Origin of the sequence: Kribbella sp. NPDC051620, assembly GCF_044453825.1 — a bacterium.
In the GTDB taxonomy this organism is placed as follows: domain Bacteria; phylum Actinomycetota; class Actinomycetes; order Propionibacteriales; family Kribbellaceae; genus Kribbella.
Genome location: NZ_JBITDB010000008.1, coordinates 50,604 through 76,118 on the forward strand (window position 1 = coordinate 50,604; position 25,515 = coordinate 76,118).

A 25,515-nucleotide genomic window follows, 5' to 3' on the forward strand; every position below is an offset into this window, starting at 1 on the left:
GTCGGACGGAACGGGCCTCGGCGCTGTCGCGGTCAGGCTGCGCTGAGATCTGTCGGAATGGGCCTCAGCGCTGTTGCGTTCAGGCGGCGCGTTGGGACGGCTGGTCGAGCAGGGCGCGAGCGACCGATGCGTCCTGCGCCGATGCCCGCACCTCGTAGCGCGCGGGGAGCACCTCGGTGAATCCGGCATCCGGGCGGTTGTTGACGAGCCCTTTGAAGAACCCGGTCAGCGCACCGATGATGACGCCATAGACGGCGCCCCACAGCATCACCACCAGACCGGTCATGGTGGTGTCGGCGACCAGCGTCACGAAGACTGCCGCCAGCAGTCCGATCCCCAGCCCGATCGCCGCATTCCTCGCGGTCAGCCTGCCCAGCCGGCCGGCACCCGCGGGTCTGTCGGCCAGGACGAGCTCGGCTCCGACAATGACGAGACTGTCCCGGGTCATCCCCGACGAGCGGAGCAGGCGGACCGTCTCCTCAGCCTCCGGGTAGCTCCTCGCGGAGACGATCACCGTGTCATGAACCGGCACCTGCGCAGCAGACCGCAAACCTTTTCCCCTTCCCTCACTGGTGCGACTACTCCACCAGTACCAGGTCTGCCCAAGCGGAAACCTTCGAGAGGACTCAGCTCGAGATGGTGAGGCGGAGGATTCGGTCGTCACCCGGCCTCGGGTCGCCGCGGCCGTCGGTGTTCGAGGTCGTCAGCCACAGCGAGCCGTCGGGCGCCGCCTCGACCGTGCGCAACCGGCCGTACTGACCGCTGAAAAACGCCACCGGCTCACCGGTCCGCTTGCCGTCGGCGACCGGGATCGCCCAAAGTCGCTGGCCTCGCAGTCCAGCCATGAAGATGTGGCCCTGGGCGAAGGCGATTCCGCTGGGGGAGGCGTCCTTCGTCGGCCACTGGACGATCGGATCGACCATGCCATCCAGATTGCTGACGCCCTCGGCGGCCGGCCACCCGTAGTTCGCCCCGGGCGTGATCGCGTTCAACTCGTCCCAGGTGTCCTGCCCGAACTCCGCGGCGTACAACTGCGACCCGCCGAACGCGAGCCCCTGCACATTGCGATGCCCCTTGGAGATCCACAACCTGCCATCCGGGTTCCCCGGCGCGGCCTTGCCCTCCGTGGTGATCCGCAGAATCTTCCCGCCGAGCGAGTCGTCGTCCTGCGAGTTCGGCCGATCCGCGCCATCACCCGTACCGGCGTACAGGAACCCATCCGGCCCGAACCGCAACCGCCCACCGTTGTGAACAGCGGCCTGCGGAATCCCTTCCAGAATCACCGTCGGCTCGCTGATCCCACCATTGCTGTAGGTCAGCCGAGCGATCCGATTGTCATCCCCGCTGGAGTAGTACACGTAGACGTACGGCCGCTTCGGATACTGCGGATCCACCGCGATCCCCAGCAACCCACCCTCCGACGACGGATCAACCCCCGCCACCGTCCCCACGTCACTGACGATCCCCGCCCCCGTGACCCGCTTGATCCGCCCCGAATCCCGCTCAGTCACCAACGCACTGCTGTCCGGCAAAAACGCCAACCCCCAAGGCACCTCCACCCCAGTAGCCACCACCCCAGCCGCCGCAACCTTCAAAGCCTTCCCCGTCGCCGTCCCGGTCGGCCCATTAGGCGAAGAAGTAGACAACGACGGCCGCGCGTCTCCACCCCCATCACCACACCCCGCCACCACCCCAACCACCAAAACCGCCACCAAACCCCAGCGACCCTTACCCATGCCCACCACCCATCCCTAACCCATCCCCAGACCCCCAAGGTATCGACCACTCCAACGCCACAAACCCCAGCACGTTATGCCTGCCCCCTCAGACACCTCCGACTCGGTCGCAATGAGATACACCACGGCCGGCCGCCCGGTTGCAGCTTCTGACAGTTGTCACCACCCGATCGCGCACCGTAGCCTTCGCACGCTCGGGGCTGACAACGTGAGGATGACGATGCGCGGATTCAAGACACGCCTGCTCGGTGCGGGCGTTGTGATGCTGTTGGCAACCATCGGCACGGCGACGGCCTCGGCCGACGTCGCGGCCGGACCACCCCGACCCACGGACAAGCAGCTCCGGACAATCGATCCGGCCACGACCTGCCTCCGCGGTACCGCCCGCCCGTGGATCGACCAGGTCGAGCCGCGGCTGCAGGCGTTCCTTCCCGGCGCGGAGACCACGAACCAGTACACCGTCGACTTCGAGCTGTTCACCCTCGCCGACAGCCAGGTGATCTGGACCGGTACCAGCTTCCCGAAGAACCCCGGCCAGACCGGGCTCTGGACGCAGGCCCTGGAACTGCCGCCCCAACTGCAGGACGCAACAACCTATGGCTGGCACGCACGCGTCTCCGACGGCACCACGACGTCGGCCTGGTCCAGGACCTGTGAACTGACGGTTGACACGGTCAAGCCGAACTCTCCGGGACTCACGATCACCCCGGCCGAGCAGCCGTACAAGGTCGGCCAGACCATCACCCTGAACTTCACCAACGCGGGCTCGGCCGACGTCACGAAGTACGGATTCAGCGTCCTGTCCCAGGAGCCGAACACCTTTGTGCCCGCTCGCACCGGCACGGCCAAGGTCAAGCTGACCGAGGCAGGCCCGAGCTACATCAACGCCTGGTCCTACGACAAGGCAGGCAACGAGAGCTTCGAGCCCACCAATATCAGGATCACTGTCGTCTCCTGATCAAATAGAGGTCCGAACGAACCGACAGCGGGAGGGTTTGTGAGTATCACCAGGCGCGCGTTGCTCGCAGGTACCGCGGCCCTGCCGCTGGCCGGTTCCGCCCAGACAGCCTCAGGAGTTGGCCGCCCGCCTATGAACGACATCAAGGATCAGATCACGAAGCTGGTGGAGGAGCACCGCGACGGTGTTGCCCCGATCGTGTCCCTGGGGGATCCCGTACTACGCCAGGTCGCCGAGCCCTTCGACGGCCAGGTCGACGACAAGGTACTGACCGAGTTCATCGCCCTGATGCGTCGCACCATGCTGGCAGCTCCCGGCGTCGGCCTGGCCGCCCCGCAGATCGGTGTACCGGTGCGCATCGCAGTACTGGAAGACCCCGCCACCATCTCCGACGAGGTAGCCGAAGCCCGCCACCGCTACCCCTTGGAGTTCTTCGCCGCCATCAACCCCTCATACCAAGCTCACGGCCACAAACGCCGAGGCTTCTACGAAGGCTGCCTCAGCATGCCCGGCTACACCGGCGTAGTGAACCGCCCCTACGCCGTGACCGCCACCTACACAGACCCCGCCGGCACCAACCACCACGAGCCCTTCGAAGGCTGGCAGGCCCGCATCGTCCAACACGAAACAGACCACCTCCACGGCACCGTCTACGTGGACAAACTGGAAACCCGCTCCCTCTCCACCACCGAAAACTACCTAGAACACTGGAACGACCCAGTCCCAACCAGAGCCGGCGCGGCTCTTCACTTCCACCTCGACTAGGCGATCTGCTTTTGCAGCTAGTGGCAGTGGGTTTGCCTTGTGGTGTTGGGGTTCTGGTGCTAGTGGGCGCTGAATTGTATGGGTGAACTGTATAAGTTGTAGGTGTTGGGGGATGGGGTTGAGGGCTTAGCGTCATCGCATCTGTGGCTCGGGGGAGTCGAGAGCGGTGGGGTCATGGCCGGGTGGATCTTGGGTAAGAGGCGTGCTGTGGCGGGGGTTTGTGCCATGGCGGTTGGGGTCTTGGGGTGGGTGACTGTTGCGCCTGAGTCCGGGGAAGCGGCTGTGGCTGCGCCTGTGGGGCAGGGGCAGGGGCAGGGGCTGGGCGAGCAGTCGGCGTCCAAGCGGGCTGTTGACTCCAAGACGCGGGTTGAGGTGGTGGGGAAGCGGACCGAGATGGCTCGGACGTTTGCCAATCCGGATGGCAGTTTCACTCTTGAGCAGAGCAACGTTCCGGTGCGGACGAAGCGGGGTGGGGAGTGGGTCGATCTCGACGCGTCGCTGAGCAAGGGGGCGGACGGGCGGGTGCGGCCCAAGGCTGCTGCCATGGAGATGAGCTTCTCCGGGGGTGGTGACGGCGCGCTCATCTCGATGAGGTCCGAGGGGCACGAGCTGACGCTGTCCTGGCCGGAGCCGTTGCCTGTGCCGGTCGTTGCCGGTGACAACGTCACGTACCAGAACGTCTTTCCTGATGTCGATCTGAAGATCACCGCGGACACGAGCTCCTACAGCGAAGTACTGGTGGTGAAGACGCCTCAGGCTGCCCGGCTGCCGCAGTTGCAGCGGCTTGACTTCGCGGTGAAGGCACCCACTCTCCAGGTCGCCAAGGTGGCCGGTGGGGTCGTGCTGGCCAAGGACAAGTTCGGCAAGGTCGTCTTCACCAGCCCGGCGCCGGTGATGTGGGACTCCCGCGGTGCGGGCAAGGCGCCCACGGACGAGGACCGCAGCGAGATGCCGCTCGAGGGTGACAAGGTCGTACCGATCCCGCTCACGGTCGGCAAGTTGTCGATGCGGGTCAGCCCGGCTGCCGCGCTGGTGAACGATGCCGCGGTCAAGTACCCGATCTACATCGACCCGGCGTTCCACTCGGCCCAGTACGGCCGCGCGATGATCAACCAGCACTACCCGACCACCGCGTCCTGGCAGTGGGAAGGGCCGGAGGGCGTCGGCTACCAGGACTTCGAGCCGTGGAGCCGCAAGCGCCTGATCTACCACATGCGGATCGCCGGGCTGCAGTACACGCACATCACGAAGGCGGTCTTCAGCGGGTACGAGACCTGGGCTGCCAGTTGCACCAAGAAGGAGGTGCAGCTGTGGAAGACCTCGGCGATCACCCCCAGCATCACCTGGAACACCGGCTCCGGTTCGGCCACCTGGCTGAAGAAGGTCGACTCTGTCGTCGACGCGGTCGGCAGGGACGGCTGCACGCCGGGAGGCAAGTGGCTCGAGTTCGACGCGACCACGATCATCGCCGAACAGGCCGGTGGCGGCAGCCAGTACGCCTACCTGGGACTCCGGGCGGCCAGTGAGACCGACGCGATGGCCTGGAAGCGGTTCGGCAAGGCGGTCCGGCTCGACATCATCTACAACCACGTCCCGGTTCTGTCCAACGCGCACACGACCAGCCCGACGATGGGCTGCCCGACCTCGACCGCTCCGGCAAAGGTGAGTCAGGACAGCCCGGTCCCGACGGTCACGATCCTGGACCCAGATCTCCAGCCGTCCAAGGTCGACTTCGAGTTCCGGGTCAGCGGCGCCGCATCGACGATCTGGACCGGCAGCAGCATGACCAAGGCCAGCGGCAAGTTGATCGAGTACATCCCGGGCGCGAACGTTTCCGGCCTGCCGGAGAACCAGTTGATCGGCTGGCGTGCCCGGGCCTATGACGGCATCGACTACTCGGCCTGGTCGGGTTACTGCTGGTTCATCATCGATCTGACCGAGCCGCCGCCGCCGAAGATCACCGTGATCACCACGGCTCCCGGCGACGTCTTCCCGCTCCAGCAGCCGATCGACGTCAAGCTCAGCGTCACCACCAACGACCCGAACCACTTCCTGTACGCGATCGACAAGCTGGAGCCGGGGACCGAGTGGGTGTCGATCGACGCGACGAAGAGCGGAACGTTCCGGTTCATCCCGATGAAGGCCGGCCCGCTGGTGATCAGAGCCTGGAGCGTCGACCGGGCCGGCAACCTGAGCAAGGACTCCAACGCCCTGACGATCCGGGTCGAGACAGGTCCGTTCATCGGCCGCTGGTACCTGGACGAGGGAACCGGTACCACCTCGAAGGACACCAGCGGAAAGGCTCACGACTTCACCGTCGGTACGCCGGCAAGCTGGGCGCACGGTGATTCGTGGGACTCGACGTCGACCGGCGCGAACGACTGGTCGGTAGCGCTACCCGGCACCTCGTCGATCGCCACCAGCGCGTCCAACATCATCGACACCAGTCGCAACTTCACCGTCAGCGCCCGGGTGAAGGCCGGCGCCAAGGCGACCCGGCAGGTCGCCGTCAGCGAGGACCGGGCCGGTACGGGTGGTTTCATGCTCGGCTTCGACCACTGGGATCTGACCGATCCCGACGAACGCAAGGCGGTCTGGAGCTTCGCCATCCCGGATCCGGACGGGACCGGCCAGGTCGTCGTGAAGAGCCCTTCGATCGGCTACGAACTCGGTGACTGGATCTATCTCACCGGCTACTACAACTCGGCCGACCGCAAGCTCAGCCTGACCCTGGACGACGGCGCCTTCGAGACGACCGTCGACGTCCCCGGAACCGTGACCGCACCAGACGGTACCGGGCAGCTGCGGATCGGGTCCGCCCTCGACGCCGGGGTTCAGAACCACTTCCTCGACGGCCAGGTCGACGACGTCCGGATCTACCCGGGCCCGATCGACGAGGCCGCGCTCAGCCAGAACTACGAAGACTCCACGCCCACCGAGTAGCCGAGGACCTGCTGATGCGCATCAAACGACGGGCCAATGCGGGCCTGGTGACTCTGCTGGGCGTGAGCCTGGTGGCCGGAGTGGCGTCGTACGTTCCGGAGGCCGAGGCGAAGACGACGTCCCGCCCGGCCCCGGCCGTCAAGTCCGAGAAACCCACGCCCGGCAAGGATTTCCGGCCAGAACAGGCCGGTGTCGACAAGTCCGCGCAACAGGCCGTGGCCGCCTCGAAGGCCGCGGCGGCCCCGGTCTGGCCGGGGGCGACCAGCACGACGGCCGGTACGCCGCTGTCCCGCTCCGCGAACTTGACCGGCGGGGTTTCCGGCAAGACGGCCGCCTCGCCGGTCACCGTGACCACCATTCCGGTCAAGGCGGCCAAGTCGGCCACGGTGGTGGTGCAACCATCGGTGCGCGTCGACGTACTGGACCAGGCGGCGACCACCAAGCTGGGGGTCGAAGGCGTCGTCGTCCAGCTGGCCCGTACCGACGGGCAATCCCAGGCCGCCAAGGTCAAGGTGAACGTCGACTACTCGAAGTTCGCCACGGCCTTCGGCGGTGGCTGGGCTGACCGTCTGCGCCTGGTCGAGTTGAACTGCACGGCCGGCGGTACCTGCGCCGAAGGTCGCGTCGTACCCGGCTCGGTCAACGACAACGACAAGCAGACCGTGACCGCCGAGGTCGCGCTGCCCAGCAAGGCAGCCCGGAGCGCGCAGACCAAGAGCGCCGGTACGTCGTTCAGCACCTTCGCCGTCGCTGCCGGTGCCGCCGGTTCGACCGGCTCGTACGCCGCCACGCCGCTGTCTCCGTCGTCGGCCTGGAACGTCAGCGTCCAGACCGGTGACTTCAGCTGGAACTACCCGCTGCGTGTCCCACCCGGCACGGCCGGTCCGCGCCCTGACCTGTCGATCGGCTACAGCTCCGGTTCGGTCGACGGGCAGATTGCCTCAAGCAACAACCAGACGTCCTGGGTCGGTGAGGGGCACAGCCTCGAGACCGGCTTCATCGAGCGCAAGTACGTGTCCTGTGCCGACGACATGGTGGGCAGCAACACCACGACCAAGACCGGCGACCAGTGCTGGAAGTCGGACAACGCGGTGCTCTCGCTCGGCGGTCACTCCGGCGAGCTGGTCAAGATGGACGACAACACGTTCCGGCTCGAGAAGGACGACGGGTCGCGTATCCAGCGCCTGTACGACGCGACGAACGAGAGCGGCGCCAAGGGTGGCGAGCACTGGCTGGTCACCACCTCGGACGGTACGAAGTACTACTTCGGCAGCAACCCGATCATCTCCGGCTCCGACCGCGCGGACTCGGTCAACACCGTGCCCGTCTTCGGCAACCAGACAGGCGAGCCCTGTCACGCGACCACCTTCGCCGCGTCGTACTGCCAGCAGGCCTGGCGGTGGAACGTCGACCGGGTGGTCGACGTCAACGGCAACCTGATGCGGTACCGGTACGTCCGGGAGAACAACTACTACGGGCGCAACAACAACAGTGGCGTCTCGCAGTACCAGCGGGCGAGCTACCCGTGGTTCATCGACTACGGCAAGGTGGTCGGCGCGACCGAGACCACGACCGTGGCCCCGGCTCGGGTCTGGTTCGACGTCGCCGAGCGCTGCCTGCCCAGCGGCACGATCACCTGCGCCGAGAACCAGTTGACCGCGGCGAACGCCTACGCCTGGCCGGACACCCCGTTCGACCAGATCTGTACCTCCACGACGACCTGCCCGAACCGGACGTCGCCGTCGTTCTTCACCCGCAAGCGGCTGGCCAAGATCACCACCGGGATCCTGAAGGGCTCGACCTTCTCACCGGTCGACAGCTGGACGCTGACCCAGGACTACCCGGCCTCGAGCGTCGAGAACCGGTCCCTGTTCCTGCGCACCATCACCCATCAGGGACTGGCCGGCGCAACGACGCTGACCAATCCGTCGGTGTCCTTCGTCGGCGTCGACAAGCCCAACCGGGTCGACGCGATCGGCGACGGCGCCCCGGCGATGGTCAAGTGGCGGATCTCGGCGATCGCGTCGGAGTCGGGCCAGATCACCAACGTCAACTACAGCGACCAGGAGTGCACGTCGTCGTTCCGGCCGGATCCGGCGACCAACACCAAGCGCTGCTTCCCGGTCTTCTGGGGGATCGACGGCGCCGAGAAGCCGACCATGCACTGGTTCAACAAGTACGTCGTGACCAGCGTCGTGATCGACGACATGAGCACCGACGCCCCGGATCAGGGCACGTACTACGACTACCTCGACACGCCGGCCTGGCACTACGACGACAACGAGTTGACGCTGCCGGCGTACCGGAGCTGGGGTGACTGGCGCGGGTACCAGAAGGTCGAGGTCAGGACCGGTGGGCTGGATCCCGCCGACCAGACCCGCACGCAGTACACCTTCTTCCGCGGCATGAACGGTGACTACGCGAAGGCTGATGGTTCGACCCGCAAGAACGTCAGCGTCACCGACAGCCAGGGCAACGCGCTGGTCGACTCGCCCCGGCTGAACGGAATGACCCGCGAGCAGATCACCTACAACGGGGTGAGCGGTCCGGAGGTCAGCGCGACCATCAACACGCCGTGGACCAAGCAGACCACCTCACCACTGGGTGGGGCCGCGACGATGCTGCAGACCAAGTCCACCTCGACCCGGACCCGGCTGAGCGACGGCAGCTACCAGATCACCGCGCTGGACACCGAGTTCGACGATCTGGGGATGGCGACCGAGATCAACGATCGCGGCGACGTCGCCCTCGGCAACGACGACCGGTGCACGCGGCTCACGTACAGCCGCAACACCGCGGCGCAGATCCTGACCACGGTGAGCCGGGAGGAGACCGTCTCGGTCGGTTGTGCCGCGACGCCGAACCGGCCGGCCCAGATCATCTCCGACGAGCGCACGTTCTACGACCAGCACACCGACCTGAACGCCGCGCCGACCCAGGGACTGGTCAGCAAGATCGAGTCGATGAGCGGCTGGTCGAACGGGCCGCAGTACGAGCAGCGGTCCCGGACCACGTACGACTCGCTCGGGCGGGTCAAGGAGACGTACGACGGGCTGAACCGGCTCACCGGCAAGGTGACCTTCACACCGGCCACCGGCGGACCTGTCACGGCTCGTGCGGTCGAGGACGCGAAGGGATACGTCAGCTCGACGCTGATCGACCCGGCCTTCGGCGCGACGGTCGCCGAGGTCGACCCGAACGGGCGGCGTACCGATCTGGCGTACGACGCTCTCGGCCGGCTGACCGGCGTCTGGCTGCCGAACCGGATCAAGACAGGCACCGCGTCGATGATCTTCGGCTACTCCGTGTCGAAGAACGCGCCGAACGTGACCACCACCCAGGAGTTGAAGCCGGACGGGACCTACAAGACGACCAAGTCCCTGTTCGACGGGCAGTTGCGGCAGCGGCAGGTCCAGACGCCGGCGGCGACCGGCAGTGGGCGGGTACTGGCCGACACGACATACGACCGGCGCGGCAACACGAAGACCACGACGGGCGTGTACTACGACGCGAGCTCCGGCCCGTCGGACGTGTTGTTCGATGTCAACGAGGAGAACCTGCCGTCCCAGACGGTGACCTCGTACGACGGGGCGAGCCGGCCTGTCGTCCAGAGCTTCGAGGTCCAGGGGCACGAACGCTGGAAGACCCAGACGAGCTACGGCGGCAACACCGTCACGGTCATCCCGCCGGCCGGTGGGACCACGACCACGCAGGTGCTCGATGCCCGGGGCAAGCTCAGTGAGTTGCGGCAGTACCACGGTGTCGCCCCGACCGGTTCGTTCGACTCCACGAAGTACACCTACACGCCGGACCAGCAGCTCGACACGGTGACGAACGCCGAGGGGAGCGTCTGGCGGTACGGGTACGACCTGCGTGGACGGCAGATCAGTTCGGCCGATCCGGACAAGGGCACCACGACGACGACGTACGACGCCGCCGACCGGGTCACGTCGACCAAGGACGCGCGGGGGCAGCAACAGTTCATCTCCTACGACGAGCTGGACCGCAAGACCGCCGTCCGGAGTGGCTCGGCGACCGGCCCGGTGCTGGCGTCGTGGGTCTACGACACGCTGGGCAAGGGGCTGCTGACGTCGTCGACGCGGACGATCAACGGCAACGACTACGTGTCGGCGGTCACGGCGTACGACTCGCTGGACCGGCCCACCGCCACGCAGGTCGTCATCCCGGCGTCCGAGGGCAAGCTGGCCGGCACCTACGCCTCGACCACCAGCTTCAACCCGGACGGAAGCGTCAACAAGGCGAAGCTGCCGACGACGCCCGGGCTGCCGGACGAGACGATCGAGATGAAGTACGACGAGTTCGGCAACCTGCGCGGGATGGGTGGCTGGCAGTCGTACGTCGCCGCGACGAAGTACAGCGAGTACGGCGACACGCTGCAGTACACGATGGGGCAGAAGTCGGAGCTGTCGATCTGGCAGTCCTTCGCCTACGAGCAGGGCACTCGCCGGCTTCAGCAGATGACGGTGGATCGCAGCGGTCAGGTGCCGTCGGACGACAAGTTCGACTACAGCTACGACAACGCGGCCAACGTGACGTCGGTGACCCACACGATGGGCACCACGGTGGACCGGCAGTGCTTCACGAACGACTACCTCCGGCGTACGACCGAAGCCTGGACGCCGGCCGGGAGTTGCACGGACGCCCGATCGGCGTCGACGCTGGCCGGGCCCGCGCCGTACTGGCAGTCCTATCGCTTCGATGCGTCGGGCAACCGCACGTCGCTGATCGACCACAAGGCGGCCGGCGACACGACGTCGACGTTCGCCTACCCGGCCGCGACCGCCGCCCGGCCGCACGCGGTCACCGGTGTGACGACGGCCGGCCCGGGTGGCACGTCAGCTGACAGCTACGGGTACGACGCCTCGGGCAACATGTCGTCGCGGACGGTTGGCGGCGATACCGACGCCTTCGTCTGGGATGCCGAGGGGCGGTTGGCGTCCGTTTCCGGTCCCGGCGGGGACACCAGCTATGTGTACGACCCTGAGGGCAGTCGGCTGATTCGCCATGACCCCAAGGGCGCCACTCTGTACCTGTCAGCGGCGGAGGTCCGGTGGGACAAGGCAGCCGACACGGTGTCGTCGACCAGGTACTACGAATACAACGGCTCGACCGTGGCCATGCGCAACAACAGTCAGTCCGTCGAGTACCTGATGTCGGACCCGCAGGGCACGGCGTCGGTCTCGGTCGACGGCCTGACCGCGGCTGTCTCGCGGCGGTACATGGACCCGTTCGGCAACAGTCGCGGTCCGACGTCGTCCACCTGGGAGCCGAACACCCACGGTTTCGTCAACGGGGTGGACGATCCGTCGACCGCGCTGACCCATCTCGGCGCCCGGGAGTACGACCCGAAGCTCGGCCGCTTCATCAGCGTCGACCCACTGATCGACGTCACCGACCCGATCACCCTGAACGGCTACCGCTACGGCAACAACAACCCGGCCACCTTCAGCGATCCCGACGGCCTGAAGGAGTACTTCCCCGACGACCCCGCGAACGACGGCGTGCACGCACCCCGGCCGAACTACAAGCCGCCGAAAACCCCCACCTACGAACAGGTCAAGGCCCAGAACCGGCACGAGGCCGTCCAGCAGATCAGCCACCACAAGAAGGCGAAGGAACAAGCCAAACAACGCATCAAGAAGGTCGTCAAGGACCTGGTCAAGATCGTCGCCGACGAACTCGGCATCACCGACGCCCTCAACTGCTTCACCAACGGCGACGTCGGCGCCTGCATCTCCACCGGCGTCACCGTCCTCTCATCCTTCGTCGGCGGCATCGCGGGCAAGCTGGTCAGCAAATACCTCCTCCACGCCAAAAAAGCCTGGAAACTGATCGGCCGAATAAAAGGCCTCGTCGACGAAATGATCGACGGCGTCAAGGGCGTCCGCAAAGCCGAAGAAGAACTCCACAAGGCCGAACAGATAGCCGGCGAAACCTGCTCGATCAACTCGTTCGCACCCGGCACCCTGGTCCTCCTCACCAACGGCACCCAGAAACCGATCGAAAAACTGACCCTGAAGGACAAGGTCCTCGCCGCCGACCCGGCATCGGCCAAGAGCTCGGCTGAACCAGTGGTGCGGACGATCATCGGCCAGGGTTCCAAGGACCTGGTGGATATCGAGGTCGAGGTCGCGGGGCCGCGTGGCCCGCCGACGACCGCAAAGCTCACGGCGACCGCAGGACATCGCTTCTATCTGCCGGACAGCCGGCAGTGGGTCGACGCCGGCAACCTGGTGCGCGGAACCCGGCTAGCGGCCTTCGGCAATGGGTCGACGGCAACGGTCAGCACTGTCACCCGGTACTCGACGCAGGCGCGGGTCTACAACCTCACGATCCGTGAAATTCACACGTACTACGTGGTGGCCGGCGATGTTCCGGTGCTCGTGCACAACTGTGGTAAAAAACAGGGCATCTATGAGTTTGCCGACCTGGCAAGTCCCGGTGATACGTACGTCGGTAAGGCGCTGGACCTCCCTCGACGCCTCCGGACTCATGTGAGTGACGGGCGGTTGGCCAGCCGCGCGGATGCGAAGTGCACCCACGTGTGTGGGACGGACGAGGATCTGCTCGTGGCTGAGCATCAGCGTATGGAGGAACTTCGTGGCCAGGGCGTCTCGTTGTCCAACAAGAAGGCGTCGCCGGGAAAGAAGATCTTGCAGGAGCGGAACTATGAGCAGCTCACGCTTTGGTGAGATGGGTAGGACATGACCGAATTCTGGAAGATCATCGGATCTAGTGCGCTCACGAGCGGTGAAGAAGTTGAGGAGGCGGTGGCCGCTGTCGGGCGGCGGCTGTCGGGTCTTGCCGAATCGGAACTGATCCAGTTTGACAAGGAATTGCGTGAGCATCTTTTTCGGATTGACAAGAAGGAGCTCGCTGATATTCCGGTCACCCTGTCATCCGGGCAGGTTTTGACGCAGACGGACGACTATTTCCTCTATGCCAGGTGTGCCTGCGTTCTCGGTGGTGAATCTCGCTATGCGGGGGCGCAGGTGGAGGTCCCCGAATTTGCGCAGTTCGTGGTGCCGTATGCCCAGCGCGCGGAGGAGTTGATCTATCTGGCTGCAGATGTGTATGAAGAGCGTACGGGGCTGGAATTTCCTTCGGATGTGACGTTTCCGATCGACACTGGCTCCAACAAGGAAGGGTGGCTTCCGTAGTCGGCTGCTGAGGTGTCGAACATTCAAGAAGCCTCGCTCCCCGGTCGTCCGGGGGCGAGGCTTCTTCGTACCGCGGGCTGAGTGGGAGTTCAGCTTCCCCAGGTGGGGCGGAGGGGGAAGTGGGCGTTGGCCTGGTCGTCTAGTTTTACGGCTAGGACCTGGTGGAGTTGGGTGTTGTTGCGTTCGAAGCCGACTTGGCAGGCGGCTAGGTACAAGCCCCAGACCTTGGCTGTTGCGTAGCCGACTTCGGCGACCGCTTCGTCCCAGTGGGCTACCAGGTTGTTGGACCAGGCGGCGAGGGTCAGGGCGTAGTGCTCTCTGAGGTTTTCTTCGTGGCGGACTTCGAAGCCGGCGTCTTGGGCGTCGGCGATTATTCGGCCGGAGCCGATGAGTTCGCCGTCGGGGAAGATGTAGCGGTCGATGAAGGCGCCGGTGGGGCGGTAGCGGTTGTCGGGGCGGGTGATGGAGTGGTTGAGGAGGCGGCCGCCGGGCTTCAGGTGGTCCAGGAGGAAGCCGAAGTAGCTGGGGTAGTTGCGGACGCCGATGTGTTCGGTGAGGCCGATGGAGGAGATGGCGTCGAAGTTGGTTTCGGTGACGTCTCGGTAGTCGGAGAAGCGGACTTCGGCCAGGTCCTCCAGGCCTTCGCGTTTGATCGCGGCCTGGGCCCATTCGGCTTGGGCGGCTGAGAGGGTTACGCCCAGCGTCTTCACGCCGTACTCGCGGGCCGCGTGGCGGACCATGCCGCCCCAGCCGCAACCTACGTCCAGGAGGCGCTGGCCGGGCTTGAGGTCCAGTTTGCGGGCTACCAGGTCGTACTTCTCGAACTGGGCTTCTTCCAGGGTCGCCTCGGCGGTCGGGTAGACGGCGCAGGTGTAGGTCATCGAGGGGCCGAGGATGTACTCGTAGAAGGTGTTCGAGACGTCGTAGTGGTGGTGGATCGCGGCCTTGTCGCGGCTCTTCGAGTGGCGGAGGCCTTCGAAGGTGCGGCGCCACTTGGGCAGGTGCTCCTGCGGGGGCGGAGGCGGCGGCTTGAGGTGGCTCCAGCCGAGGCCGCGGACGATGCGCAGGGCCTCCGACGGGCTGGGGCGCTGGAAGTGGACCTGGTTGAGCATCATCTTCATCAGGTTGTACGGGTTGCCCGGATGGATGCCCTCGATCTCCAGATCTCCTGATACATAAGCGCGTACCAGCCCGAGGTCGCCGGGTGCGGTCAGGACGTAGGACAGGCCGCGCTCGGTGGCCAGGTGCATGTGGATCGGGGAGTCCTCGGGCCCGGTCGCGCTGCCGTCGTACGCGGTGAAGCGGAAGGGAAGTCCTTCGGGCGCCACCGCGGTGAGCGCTGCTGCGATCGAAATCTGCGTCGGGATCGTTGCCGTCATCGGCGCGTCACCGCCTTCTCGTAGAGCCCGGTGAGCCGGGCATCGGGGTCGTAGCGTTCTTTCACCAGCGTGAGGGCCGGTACGTTGTACAGCCGGTCGAAGGTCTCCCGGTCGTAGTACGCGTCGGAGTACAGGGACTTGTGGCCGTCGAACTCGGCCACAGCCGCCTCGATCCGGCGGTTCACATCGCCGTCCGCGGCGCCCGGGGCGATCGCGACGGTGCCCCAGAAGCCGACGTTCACGTAGGTCTCGCCGGGCTCGAGCGGGTAGAGCGGCCAGGCCGAGGAGCCGCGCAGGCGCAACGGGCACAGCCAGACCGGCCGCATCCCGACCTCGGCGTCGAACCAGCGCAGGAAGCCGGCCAGCCGCGAGGCGGGGATCTCGACGTCCTGGACGACCCGCTCGCGATCCGGGTTGCCGCGTCGGCGATTGATGCGGGCGGCAACTTGATGGCGGTTCTCCAGGCCGATGATCTTGTGGTAGACGTCGCTGCGGCGCAGGCGGCGGGGCCAGATCCGCCGGAGATAAGGGTTCTGAGCGCCGAACGCAGCCGAGCACCAGAACCAGTCGGTGTCCCACCGCCACAGATAGTCGTGCGCGGTCAGCGCATCGGTCGACCGTTGCTGGATCGACCGGTAGAAGATCTGCTGGCCGGTGTAGCCGCTCACCTGTACTGCGGTGTCGCTGTTCCGTCCCAGCGTCAGATACGCCTCGTCGGGGCTGAACGCGACGCCGTCGACGAAGTCCACCGGCTGGCCGGCATACGTGCCGTCGGCAACGATCGACTCGATGGCCGGCCCGAGCTCGTCGAGGCCGAGCCGGACGTGCCGGAGGGCGACGTACGGGGAGATGCGGTCGAGCTCGATCCGCAGGCGGGTGGCGTAGCCGAGGGAGCCGTAGGAGTTGGGGAAGGTGCGGAACAGGTCGGCGTGCTCGCCGTCGGGGCGGGCGGTGACGATCTCGCCGTCGCCGGTGAGGATGTCCATCTCGAGCACTGATTCGTGCGGGAGACCGGCCCGGTACGACGAGGACTCGATGCCGAGGCCGGTCACCGCGCCACCGAGCGTGATCGTCCGCAGTTGGGGGACCACCATCGGCACCAGCCCGTGTGGGAGGGTCGCGGCGACCAGGTCCTCGTACGTGCACATGCCCTGTACGTCGGCGGTGCGGCTGACCGGATCGACCGAGATCACCCCGGTGAGGCCGGAGACGTCGAGGCCGGGGGTCTCGAGCGTCGTTCTGGGGCGGAACAGGTTTGAGCTGCGCTTCGCGAGGCGGACCGGGGCTCCCGCCGGGATGCGCTGGTAGGAGGACCGCAGCCGCCCGACGGCCTGATCGTGATCGAGAGTCGAGGCCAGATCCGATGTCGTAGGCACCTGTTCAGAGTACGACTCAAAAACGTCCTCGGCACGGAATTCTCACTGCACCCGTGGTGCACCGAGAGTGCACTTTGGGACCACTCGCCGCGGTGGTCCTGTCTACTGGGAGTAGTGCGGGAGCGGGATGTCGAGACTGCGGCATCGGCTCCGACGTTGCGGGCGGAGGACGAGTCGATGCGGCTTGTCGGAGGGAGCGAGTAGGTTGCCGGACATGGGTGATTTGGTGAAGGCATTGCTGCCGTGGGAGGACCCGGACGGCTTCCTCCGCGGGCTGCCCGCGGGCGTCGAGACGCAGTTCTACGCCGGTGGCGAGCCGCCGGCGCTGGACACTGTCGAGTTCTACGTGCCGAGCTATATGGGCTCGTCCGACGTGATCGAGATCGTCGCCGAGATGCCGGCGCTGAAGGTCGTCCAAACCCAGACGGCGGGGTTCGAGAACCTGCTGCCGGTCCTGCGGGAGGGCGTCACTCTGTGCAATGCGCGAGGTGTGCACGACGCGTCGACGGCCGAGCTCGCCGTCGGGCTGATCCTGGCGTCGTACCGGCGGTTGGCGCGCGCCGTGAAGAACCAGGAGCACGGCGAGTGGCCGTCGTCCTACCAGGAGCTGGACGATTCGCTCGCCGATCGGACCGTACTGATCCTCGGCTACGGCTCGATCGGGGAGGCGCTGGAGCGGCGGCTGGACGGGTTCGAGTGCGACATCATCCGGGTGGCGCGTCGGGCTCGCGACGGCGTCCATCCGATCACCGATCTGCCCGAGCTGTTGCCGCGTGCGGACGTCGTCGTGCTGCTGACACCGGCGACGGCCGAGACGCGCGGGCTGGTCGATGCCAAGTTCCTCGCGCAACTCAAGGACGGTGCTCTGCTGGTCAACGTCGCCCGGGGTGTGGTCGTCGACACGGACGCGTTGCTCGCCGAGCTGACCACCGAGCGGATCAGTGCCGCCGTCGACGTGACCGACCCCGAGCCGTTGCCCGCCGGACACCCGCTCTGGTCGGCGCCCAACATCCTCATCAACCCCCACCGCGGAGGCGCCTCGACGGCCTTCGCACCACGCGTCGCCCGGCTGGTCCGGGCCCAACTCGAGCGGTACGTCGCCGGCGTACCGCTGATCAACGTCGTCGCGGGGCCGCCGCGCTGACCTGAACCGTTGCGCGGCTGTCGCGGCTGCGCAGACCGACCGCGCGGGCCCGCCGCGCAGACCGATGGAGATGGACAAAGATGTCCGAGACCGTATTGCTGATCGGTACCAAGAAGGGGCTCTGGATCGGCCGGAGCGACACCGAGCGCCGCGAGTGGACGCTCGACGGGCCGATGTTCGAGATGCAGGGGATCTACTCGGTCGGCATCGACACCCGTGGCGACCAGCCACGGCTCTTCGCGGGGGGTACCAGCGAGCACTGGGGACCGGCCGTGTTCCACTCCGATGACCTCGGCCGGACGTGGGACGAGCCGCCGGAGGGTTCGATCGGGTTCCCGGCCGGCGAGGAGGCGTCGCTCGAGCGCGTCTGGCAGATCCAGCCGGCGCCGGCGGATCAACCGGGAGTCGTGTACGCCGGTGCGCAACCGTCCTCGTTGTGGAGGTCGACCGACGGGGGCGTCCGGTTCGAGCTGGTCCGGGGGCTTTGGGATCACCCGCATCGCAAGGACTGGGGTGCCGGGTTCGGCGGTCAGGCGGTCCATACCGTGCTGCCGCATCCGACCGATCCGCAACGGATGAGCGTCGCGATGTCGACGGGTGGGGTCTACCAGACTGCTGACGGCGGCGAGTCCTGGTCGCCGGCGAATCATGGGATCAAGGCGTATTTCATGCCTGACCCGGATCCGGAGTTCGGTCAGTGCGTGCACAAGCTGGCCGGGCATCCCGACGTACCGGAGCGGTTGTTCGCGCAGAACCATCATGGCGTCTATCGCTCCGACGACGGTGGCGCGATCTGGAAGTCGATCGCGGACGGGCTGCCGTCGGACTTCGGGTTCCCGATCGTGGTGCATCCGCACGAGCCGTCGACCGTCTACGTCTTCCCGTTGATTGCTGATGGCAACCGGATCCCGACCGACGCGAAATGCCGGGTCTATCGCTCCCGTGACGCGGGCTCGACCTGGGAGGCGCTCACGAACGGGCTGCCGGATGTTCCGTCTTATGCGCCGGTACTGCGTGACGCGCTGTGCGTTGACCAGGCGGACTCGGCCGGGGTGTACGTCGGTACTCGCGACGGGTGCGTGTACGCGAGTGCTGATGCGGGGGACTCGTGGGTCGAGGTGGCGCGCCATCTGCCCGACGTACTGACCGTGCGCGCTGCGGTGGTCGGCTGATGTCCGTGGCAGTCAAACTCCCGACGGTGCTGAGACCGTTCGCCGGGGGAGTGGAGCGGGTGGAGGTCGACGTCTCCGGCGAGGCGACCGTCGCCTCGGTCTTCGCCGCGCTGGAGGCCGAGCACCCAGCTCTGCGCCGGCGCCTGACCGACGACCAAGGCGCCCTCCGCCGCCACGTCAACGTCTTCCTCGGCAACGACAACATCCGCGACCTCAACGCCCTCGACACCAACCTGTCAGACGGCGACGAACTCCTGATCCTCCCCAGCGTCGCCGGCGGCTGATGATTTAACTGCAACAAGCAGCAGATCGGTGCTGGAGGGTGCTCGCGGGGCCGTATTCTCCGCGAATGGGAATCTTCTCGCGCAAACAGGCGCCGGCGCAGGTCAGCACCGATGGCCTCCTGCTGGATCGGGGCTGGGCCGATCCGGAGCTGGATGCTGCCTTTGAGGCTGTTCGCAAGGGTGATCTGGCCGTCGGGCTGGAGTTGCTGAAAGCCACCGAGCCGAACACCGATCAGCGGTCGATCCGCGTCGGCGGCCTCGGGGAGGCTGCGACCGGCCGCAGTGAGCAGCTGGAACTCTTCCTGGAGGCGGCACCGGGCGATCCGGATCTGCTGCTGTGGCTCGGGCGGGTACTCGTGTCCGAGGCATGGGAGGTACGCAGCGGGAAGCGGGCGAAGGAGGTCTCCGATCAGCAGTTCGCCACCTTCCACGACATCCTCGCGACCGCAGGTGCCGTGGTGAACACGGCGATCGACCAAGCGCCGGATGACGCGTCCCCGTGGGATGTGCTGCAGTGGATTGCGCTCGGTCTGCAGGCGTCGCCGGAGGACAAGGACCACATCTTCAGATCCGCCTGTGAACGCCAGCCGGACAGCTATGCCGCCCATTCCGGACGGGTTCAGGTGCTGGCGCCCAAATGGTCCGGTCGCGACATCGCCGAGCTGGTCCGGTTCGGGGACGAGACGGTGAGCAAGGCCAAGCCGGGGGCGGTGCTGAACTCGGTCCTCGGGATGGTCGCGGCCGAAGTGTGGATCGATGTGCTGTCGGACAGCGAACTGACGAAGCTCCAGCGCGGTGCCCGGTACACCCGCGAGATCACCAACCGCAAGGACGCTCTGCTGGCAGCCAGCGCGAAGTGGCTGATCCCCGGCCGGGCGCCGCAGGCCGCTGATATCTCGGGTCACGGCACGATGGCGTTCGCTCTGATGAAAGCCGGCGCCAAGCAGGCAGCGATGGATCATGCGACGCTGACCCAGGGACGGATCGAGTCCTTGCCGTGGGGATACAGCGGTGGCGACGACCCGTTGATGACCTACGCCACCGCGGTTGCCAAGCAGATGGCGTAGTACTGGACAGGGGGTCGGGAGTCTTGTGGGGGTGGCGCTCTTACAGTGAGCGGTATGTCGAAGACGCCTGATATCAAGCCGCGGAGTCGTACGGTCACCGATGGGTTGGAGGCGACGGCCTCCCGGGGGATGTTGCGGGCTGTTGGGATGGGGGACGACGACTGGGTCAAACCGCAGATCGGGGTCGCGTCCAGCTGGAACGAGATCACGCCGTGCAACCTGTCGCTCGATCGGCTCGCGAAGGCGGTCAAGGACGGCGTGCATGCGGCCCAGGGGTATCCGCTCGAGTTCGGCACGATCAGCGTGTCCGACGGGATCTCGATGGGTCACGTCGGCATGCACTACTCGCTGGTCAGCCGCGAGATCATCGCCGACTCGGTCGAGACGGTGATGGAGGCCGAGCGGCTCGACGGCTCGGTTCTGCTGGCCGGCTGTGACAAGTCGCTGCCCGGCATGCTGATGGCCGCAGCCAGGCTCGACCTGGCATCGGTCTTCCTGTACGCCGGATCCATCATGCCCGGCAAGCTCGGGGACAAGGACGTCACCATCATCGACGCCTTCGAGGCCGTCGGAGCATGTGTGCGCGGCCTGATCACCCGCGAGGAGGTCGACGCCGTCGAGCGCGCGATCTGCCCGGGCGAGGGTGCTTGCGGCGGCATGTACACGGCGAACACGATGGCCTCAGCGGCCGAGGCGCTCGGCATGTCGCTGCCCGGCTCGGCGGCGCCGCCCGCGGTCGACCGACGCAGAGACGGTTTCGCCCGCAGGTCCGGCGAAGCCGTCGTCAATCTTCTCAGCCTGGGAATCACCGCGAGGCAGATCCTCACCAAGGAGGCGTTCGAGAACGCGATCGCCGTCGTGATGGCGCTCGGTGGTTCGACCAACGCCGTACTTCACCTGCTCGCGATCGCCCGCGAGGCCGAGGTCGAGCTCACCCTCGACGACTTCAACCGGGTCGGCGACAAGGTCCCGCACCTGGGTGACCTCAAGCCCTTCGGCCGGTACGTGATGACGGACGTCGACCGCGTCGGCGGTATCCCGGTCGTCATGCGGGCGCTGCTCGACGCCGGTCTGCTGCACGGCGACTGCCTGACCGTGACCGGCAAGACGATGGCCGAGAACCTCGCCGACATCGCCCCGCCGGACGTCGACGGCACGATCATCCGGGCGCTGGACAAGCCGATCCACGGCACCGGCGGTATCACCATCCTCAAGGGCAGCCTGGCCCCGGACGGCGCCGTGGTGAAGAGCGCCGGCTTCGACGAGGACGTCTTCGAAGGTACCGCGCGCGTCTTCGACGGCGAGCGCGGCGCGATGGACGCGGTGGAGGACGGCACGCTGAAGGCCGGCGACGTCGTGGTGATCCGCTACGAGGGCCCGAAGGGCGGCCCGGGAATGCGCGAGATGCTCGCCGTCACCGGCGCGATCAAGGGCGCCGGCCTCGGCAAGGACGTGCTGCTGCTGACCGACGGACGTTTCTCCGGCGGTACGACGGGACTCTGCGTCGGCCACGTCGCGCCCGAGGCGGTCGACGGCGGCCCGATCGCGTTCGTCCGCGACGGCGACCGGATCACCCTGGACGTCAAGAACCGCACCCTCGACCTGCACGTCGAGCCCGCGGAACTCGAAAGACGCAGCCAGGGATGGACGCCGAAAGAGCCCGCGATCACCAGGGGAGTGCTGGGCAAGTACCGGCGCTTGGTCACCTCCGCCTCCCAGGGCGCCGTCTGCATCTCCTAAACTGGCTCAAACGTAAGACACTCATCTCAGCCAATGAGATGGAACTGTGCCAGGCTTGACCGGATCGAGAGGAGTCGGCGAAGGTGACTGCATGCGATCGATTCTTCTCGTACTTGTGCGGCGCGCCGACTGACGCGACCTTCGAGTCGAGCGCGCCCCCTCAGCCCACCCGGCTCAGGGGGCTTTTTCTTTGTATCAGCATCGGTCTTTTGTCTAGCAGTAGTAAGCAGCAGTGACGACCAAGGGAAGGCACCATGAGTGAGCAGCTGACCGGGGCACAGGCTCTGATCCGCGCACTGGAACATGCCGGTGTGGACACCGTCTTCGGCATTCCGGGTGGCGCGATCCTCCCGGCGTACGACCCGATGCTCGACTCGACCCAGATCCGCCACATCCTGGTACGTCACGAGCAGGGCGCCGGCCACGCGGCCCAGGGCTACGCCTCGGCGACCGGCAAGACCGGCGTCTGCATGGCGACTTCCGGCCCGGGCGCGACCAACCTGGTGACCCCGATCGCCGACGCCTACATGGACTCGGTGCCGATGGTCGCGATCACCGGCCAGGTGGCCAGCGCCGCGATCGGCACGGACGCCTTCCAGGAGGCGGACATCCGCGGCATCACGATGCCGATCACCAAGCACAACTTCCTCGTCAACGACCCGAACGAGATCGCCAGTACGATCGCCGAGGCCTTCCACATCGCGAGCACCGGCCGCCCCGGCCCGGTCCTCGTCGACGTGACCAAGGACGCCATGCAGGCGATGGTCGACTTCCGCTGGCCGACCGAGCTGTCCCTGCCCGGGTACCGCCCGGTCACCCGCCCGCACCCCAAGCAGGTGCGCGAGGCGGCCCGGCTGATCGCCGCCGCCGAGAAGCCGGTCCTGTACGTCGGTGGAGGCGTGATCCGCGCCAAGGCCCACGCCGAACTGAAGGAACTGGCCGAGCAGCACGGCATCCCCGTCGTCACCACGCTGATGGCGCGGGGCGCGCTGCCCGACACGCACGAACTGCACTTCGGCATGCCGGGCATGCACGGTTCGGTCTCGGCCGTCGGCGCGCTGCAGCGGTCCGACCTGCTGATCTGTCTGGGTGCGCGGTTCGACGACCGGGTGACCGGCAAGCTCAGCTCGTTCGCGCCCGAGGCCAAGGTGATCCACGCGGACATCGACCCGGCCGAGATCGGCAAGAACCGGCATGCCGACGTGCCGATCGTCGGTGACTGCAAGGAGGTCGTCGTCGATCTGATCGCGGCGTTGAACAGCGAGATCGCGAGCAACGGCAAGTCCCCCGACTACTCGGCCTGGCGTGCCCAGCTCGAGGCGGTCCGGGCCAAGTACCCGGTCGGTTTCGACGAGCCGGAGGACGGCAGCCTGTCGCCGCAGTACGTGATCCAGCGGATCGGCCAGATCGCCGGACCGGACGCGATCTACACCAGTGGCGTCGGCCAGCACCAGATGTGGGCCGCGCACTACCTGCCGTTCGAGAAGCCGATGCACTGGCTGAACTCCGGCGGCCTCGGCACCATGGGGTACTCCGTGCCCGCGGCGATGGGCGCCAAGGTCGCCCGGCCCGACAAAACCGTCTGGGCGATCGACGGCGACGGCTGCTTCCAGATGACGAACCAGGAGCTCGTCACCTGCGCGCTGGAGGGGATCCCGATCAAGGTCGCGGTGATCAACAACCAGTCGCTGGGCATGGTCCGGCAGTGGCAGACGCTGTTCTACGACAAGCGCTACTCCAACACCGACCTGCACTCGGCCCGGATCCCGGACTTCGCCAAGCTGGCCGAGGCGATGGGCGGCGTCGGGCTGCGCTGCTCGGACAAGGAGTCGGTCGACGCCACCATCGACAAGGCGATGTCGGTCACCGACCAGCCGGTCGTCGTCGACTTCGTCGTCCACCGGGACGCGATGGTCTGGCCGATGGTGGCCGCCGGCAGCAGCAACGACGACATCCAGTTCGCGCGTGACATGGCCCCGCAGTGGGATGGGGAGGAGCTGTAAATGTCCAAGCACACCCTGAGCATTCTGGTCGAGAACAAGCATGGTGTTCTGGCCCGGGTCGCGGCGCTCATCTCCAGGCGCGGGTTCAACATCGACTCGCTGGCCGTCGGCCCGACCGAGCATCCGGAGGTTTCCCGGATGACCATCGCGGTCAGCGTGGACGAGCAGCCTTTGGAGCAGATCACCAAGCAGCTCAACAAGCTGATCAACGTGATCAAGATCGTCGAGCTCGAGCCGACCGCCACCGTGCAGCGTGAACTGCTGCTGGTGAAGGTCAAGGCGGACACCCTGAGCCGCGGGCAGGTGCTGGAGACCGTCCAGCTGTTCCGTGCGAAAGTGGTGGACGTCGCTCCGGACGCGATCACCATCGAGGCCACCGGCAACCCCGAGAAGCTCGAAGCCATGCTCCGGGTGCTGGAACCCTTCGGCGTCCGCGAGCTGGTCCAGTCCGGCATGGTCGCGATCGGCCGGGGCAGCCGCTCCATCTCCGACCGCACCCTGCGCCCGGTCCCGGTCCCGCCACCACACGTGGCGACCGGATCCCCGACGCTGCAGGCCCGCCCGGCCGGTACTGCGAACAGCGCCCCGGCCGGTACTGCGAACGGCGCGCCGGCCGCCGCCAACCCGAATCACCCGGTGCCGCACCCGCCGCCCGGTCACCGTCCCGCTCCCGCCCGACAGGCCTGAGCTTCAAAAACCTCATCAAAAAGAAATCAAGGAGACGAGCTCCAAGTGGCAGCAGAAATGTTCTATGACGACAACGCCGACCTGTCGGTGATCCAGGGCCGCAACGTGGCCGTGCTCGGCTTCGGCAGCCAGGGCCACGCCCACGCGCTGTCGCTGCGCGACTCCGGCGTCGACGTCCGGGTCGGCCTGCCGGAGGGCTCGAAGAGCCGCGCCAAGGCCGAGGCCCAGGGCCTGCGGGTGCTCACCCCGTTCGAGGCGTGCGAGGAGGCCGACGTGATCGTCGTGCTGGCCCCGGACCCGGCGCAGCGGTCGCTGTACAAGGAGGCCATCGAGCCGAACCTGGTCGACGGCGACGCGCTCGTCTTCGGCCACGGCTTCAACATCCGGTTCGGCTACATCAAGCCCCCGGCCGGCGTCGACGTCTTCATGGTCGCGCCGAAGGGCCCCGGACACCTGGTCCGTCGTGAGTTCTCCGAGGGTCGCGGCGTACCGGTGCTGGTGGCCGTCGAGCAGGACGCGTCCGGCAAGGCCTGGGACCTCGCGCTGTCCTACGCCAAGGGCATCGGCGGCCTGCGGGCCGGCGGTATCAAGACCACCTTCACCGAGGAGACCGAGACCGACCTGTTCGGTGAGCAGGCCGTCCTCTGTGGTGGCGTCTCGCAGCTGATCCAGTCCGGCTTCGAGGTACTGACCGAGGCCGGCTACCAGCCCGAGGTCGCGTACTTCGAGTGCCTGCACGAGCTCAAGCTGATCGTCGACCTGATCTACGAAGGCGGCATCGCCAAGCAGCGCTGGTCGGTCTCCGACACCGCCGAGTACGGCGACTACGTCTCCGGCCCGCGGATCATCGACGCGTCGGTCAAGCAGCGGATGAAGGAGGTCCTCGGCGACATCACCGACGGCACCTTCGCCGCCCGCTTCATCGCCGACCAGGACGCCGGCGCGCCGGAGTTCGCCGAGTTCCGCAAGAAGAGCGCCGAGCACCCGATCGAGGCCGTCGGCAAGGAGCTGCGCGGTCTGATGGCGTGGGTCAAGTCGCACGACGACGACTACGTCGAGGGCAGCGCGGCTCGCTGACCT

General features: G+C 66.8%; 16 protein-coding genes and 1 pseudogene. 13 read left to right on the forward strand and 4 right to left on the reverse strand.

The features are described 5' to 3' along the window. Positions 1-79: 79 nt before the first annotated feature. Both ACIA12_RS35230 and ACIA12_RS35235 read right to left on the reverse strand, forming a co-directional pair. On the reverse strand, positions 80-532 hold the full coding sequence (locus ACIA12_RS35230) for a hypothetical protein (RefSeq protein WP_396371647.1): 453 nt from the start codon (positions 530-532) through the stop codon (positions 80-82). A gap of 94 nt (positions 533-626) precedes the next feature. After that, on the reverse strand, positions 627-1,736 hold the full coding sequence (locus ACIA12_RS35235; RefSeq protein ID WP_396371648.1) for a PQQ-dependent sugar dehydrogenase: 1,110 nt from the start codon (positions 1,734-1,736) through the stop codon (positions 627-629). Between the two features lie 220 nt (positions 1,737-1,956). On the opposite strand from ACIA12_RS35235, the gene ACIA12_RS35240 reads away from it, so the two are divergent. The 5 genes from ACIA12_RS35240 to ACIA12_RS35260 all read left to right on the forward strand — a co-directional run bounded on the left by ACIA12_RS35240 (position 1,957) and on the right by ACIA12_RS35260 (position 13,583). Next, positions 1,957-2,694 (forward strand): hypothetical protein, encoded by a 738-nt coding sequence (locus ACIA12_RS35240; protein ID WP_396371649.1) that lies wholly within the window; start codon positions 1,957-1,959, stop codon positions 2,692-2,694. Between the two features lie 39 nt (positions 2,695-2,733). After that, positions 2,734-3,459, forward strand: a complete 726-nt coding sequence (locus tag ACIA12_RS35245; RefSeq protein WP_396371651.1) for a peptide deformylase — start codon at positions 2,734-2,736, stop codon at positions 3,457-3,459. Positions 3,460-3,741: 282 nt separating this feature from the next. Then, positions 3,742-6,402: a LamG-like jellyroll fold domain-containing protein gene (locus tag ACIA12_RS35250; RefSeq protein ID WP_396371652.1), complete on the forward strand. Its 2,661-nt coding sequence runs from the start codon at positions 3,742-3,744 to the stop codon at positions 6,400-6,402. Between the two features lie 14 nt (positions 6,403-6,416). Further along, a complete protein-coding gene (locus ACIA12_RS35255) occupies positions 6,417-13,115 on the forward strand; it encodes an RHS repeat-associated core domain-containing protein (protein ID WP_396371654.1) in 6,699 nt (2,232 codons plus the stop codon). A gap of 12 nt (positions 13,116-13,127) precedes the next feature. Then, positions 13,128-13,583, forward strand: coding sequence for a DUF4240 domain-containing protein (locus tag ACIA12_RS35260; RefSeq protein WP_396371655.1), 456 nt, complete (start codon positions 13,128-13,130; stop codon positions 13,581-13,583). An 89-nt stretch (positions 13,584-13,672) separates the two neighbouring features. On the opposite strand, the gene ACIA12_RS35265 is transcribed toward ACIA12_RS35260, so the two are convergent. Together ACIA12_RS35265 and ACIA12_RS35270 are read right to left on the reverse strand one after the other, a co-directional pair. Next, positions 13,673-14,962 (reverse strand): class I SAM-dependent methyltransferase, encoded by a 1,290-nt coding sequence (locus ACIA12_RS35265; protein ID WP_396371656.1) that lies wholly within the window; start codon positions 14,960-14,962, stop codon positions 13,673-13,675. Beyond that, positions 14,959-16,338, reverse strand: a complete 1,380-nt coding sequence (locus ACIA12_RS35270; protein WP_396371657.1) for an FAD-binding oxidoreductase — start codon at positions 16,336-16,338, stop codon at positions 14,959-14,961. The genes ACIA12_RS35265 and ACIA12_RS35270 overlap by 4 nt, the downstream gene beginning before the upstream one ends. 214 nt (positions 16,339-16,552) lie before the next feature. Here ACIA12_RS35270 and ACIA12_RS35275 point away from each other — a divergent pair, with 214 nt between their 5' ends. From ACIA12_RS35275 to ilvC, 8 genes and pseudogenes are all read left to right on the forward strand, one after another. Further along, a complete protein-coding gene (locus tag ACIA12_RS35275; protein WP_396371658.1) occupies positions 16,553-17,482 on the forward strand; it encodes a 2-hydroxyacid dehydrogenase in 930 nt (309 codons plus the stop codon). Positions 17,483-17,562: 80 nt separating this feature from the next. Continuing rightward, entirely contained in the window at positions 17,563-18,654 is a 1,092-nt protein-coding gene (locus ACIA12_RS35280; RefSeq protein ID WP_396371659.1) for a WD40/YVTN/BNR-like repeat-containing protein, read from the forward strand. Beyond that, positions 18,654-18,938 (forward strand): ubiquitin-like small modifier protein 1, encoded by a 285-nt coding sequence (locus ACIA12_RS35285; RefSeq protein ID WP_396371660.1) that lies wholly within the window; start codon positions 18,654-18,656, stop codon positions 18,936-18,938. Before ACIA12_RS35280 ends, ACIA12_RS35285 begins: the two co-directional genes overlap by 1 nt. Positions 18,939-19,003: 65 nt before the next feature. Then, positions 19,004-20,005: a hypothetical protein gene (locus tag ACIA12_RS35290; protein ID WP_396371661.1), complete on the forward strand. Its 1,002-nt coding sequence runs from the start codon at positions 19,004-19,006 to the stop codon at positions 20,003-20,005. Positions 20,006-20,059: 54 nt separating this feature from the next. Further along, entirely contained in the window at positions 20,060-21,745 is a 1,686-nt protein-coding gene (ilvD, locus tag ACIA12_RS35295; protein WP_396371662.1) for a dihydroxy-acid dehydratase, read from the forward strand. Between the two features lie 254 nt (positions 21,746-21,999). Then, positions 22,000-23,748, forward strand: a complete 1,749-nt coding sequence (locus ACIA12_RS35300) for an acetolactate synthase large subunit (RefSeq protein ID WP_396371663.1) — start codon at positions 22,000-22,002, stop codon at positions 23,746-23,748. After that, a pseudogene (gene ilvN / locus ACIA12_RS35305) lies at positions 23,749-24,252 on the forward strand (acetolactate synthase small subunit); the annotation flags it as partial. A gap of 240 nt (positions 24,253-24,492) precedes the next feature. After that, positions 24,493-25,512 carry a ketol-acid reductoisomerase gene (ilvC, locus tag ACIA12_RS35310; RefSeq protein WP_343964223.1) on the forward strand — a complete coding sequence of 340 codons (1,020 nt, stop codon included), beginning with the start codon at positions 24,493-24,495 and terminating at the stop codon, positions 25,510-25,512. Positions 25,513-25,515 lie beyond the last annotated feature (3 nt).

What these genes read in the sequence shown, in the direction of transcription:
- ACIA12_RS35290 (WP_396371661.1), top strand. Translation starts at nt 19,004, where the DNA reads ATGGGAATCTTCTCGCGCAAACAGGCGCCGGCGCAGGTCAGCACCGAT.
- ilvC (WP_343964223.1), top strand. Translation starts at nt 24,493, where the DNA reads ATGTTCTATGACGACAACGCCGACCTGTCGGTGATCCAGGGCCGCAAC.
- ACIA12_RS35260 (WP_396371655.1), top strand. Translation starts at nt 13,128, where the DNA reads ATGACCGAATTCTGGAAGATCATCGGATCTAGTGCGCTCACGAGCGGT.
- ACIA12_RS35300 (WP_396371663.1), top strand. Translation starts at nt 22,000, where the DNA reads ATGAGTGAGCAGCTGACCGGGGCACAGGCTCTGATCCGCGCACTGGAA.
- ACIA12_RS35255 (WP_396371654.1), top strand. Translation starts at nt 6,417, where the DNA reads ATGCGCATCAAACGACGGGCCAATGCGGGCCTGGTGACTCTGCTGGGC.
- ACIA12_RS35265 (WP_396371656.1), bottom strand. Translation starts at nt 14,962, where the DNA reads ATGACGGCAACGATCCCGACGCAGATTTCGATCGCAGCAGCGCTCACC.
- ACIA12_RS35285 (WP_396371660.1), top strand. Translation starts at nt 18,654, where the DNA reads ATGTCCGTGGCAGTCAAACTCCCGACGGTGCTGAGACCGTTCGCCGGG.
- ACIA12_RS35235 (WP_396371648.1), bottom strand. Translation starts at nt 1,736, where the DNA reads ATGGGTAAGGGTCGCTGGGGTTTGGTGGCGGTTTTGGTGGTTGGGGTG.
- ACIA12_RS35275 (WP_396371658.1), top strand. Translation starts at nt 16,553, where the DNA reads ATGGGTGATTTGGTGAAGGCATTGCTGCCGTGGGAGGACCCGGACGGC.
- ilvD (WP_396371662.1), top strand. Translation starts at nt 20,060, where the DNA reads ATGTCGAAGACGCCTGATATCAAGCCGCGGAGTCGTACGGTCACCGAT.
- ACIA12_RS35280 (WP_396371659.1), top strand. Translation starts at nt 17,563, where the DNA reads ATGTCCGAGACCGTATTGCTGATCGGTACCAAGAAGGGGCTCTGGATC.
- ACIA12_RS35240 (WP_396371649.1), top strand. Translation starts at nt 1,957, where the DNA reads ATGCGCGGATTCAAGACACGCCTGCTCGGTGCGGGCGTTGTGATGCTG.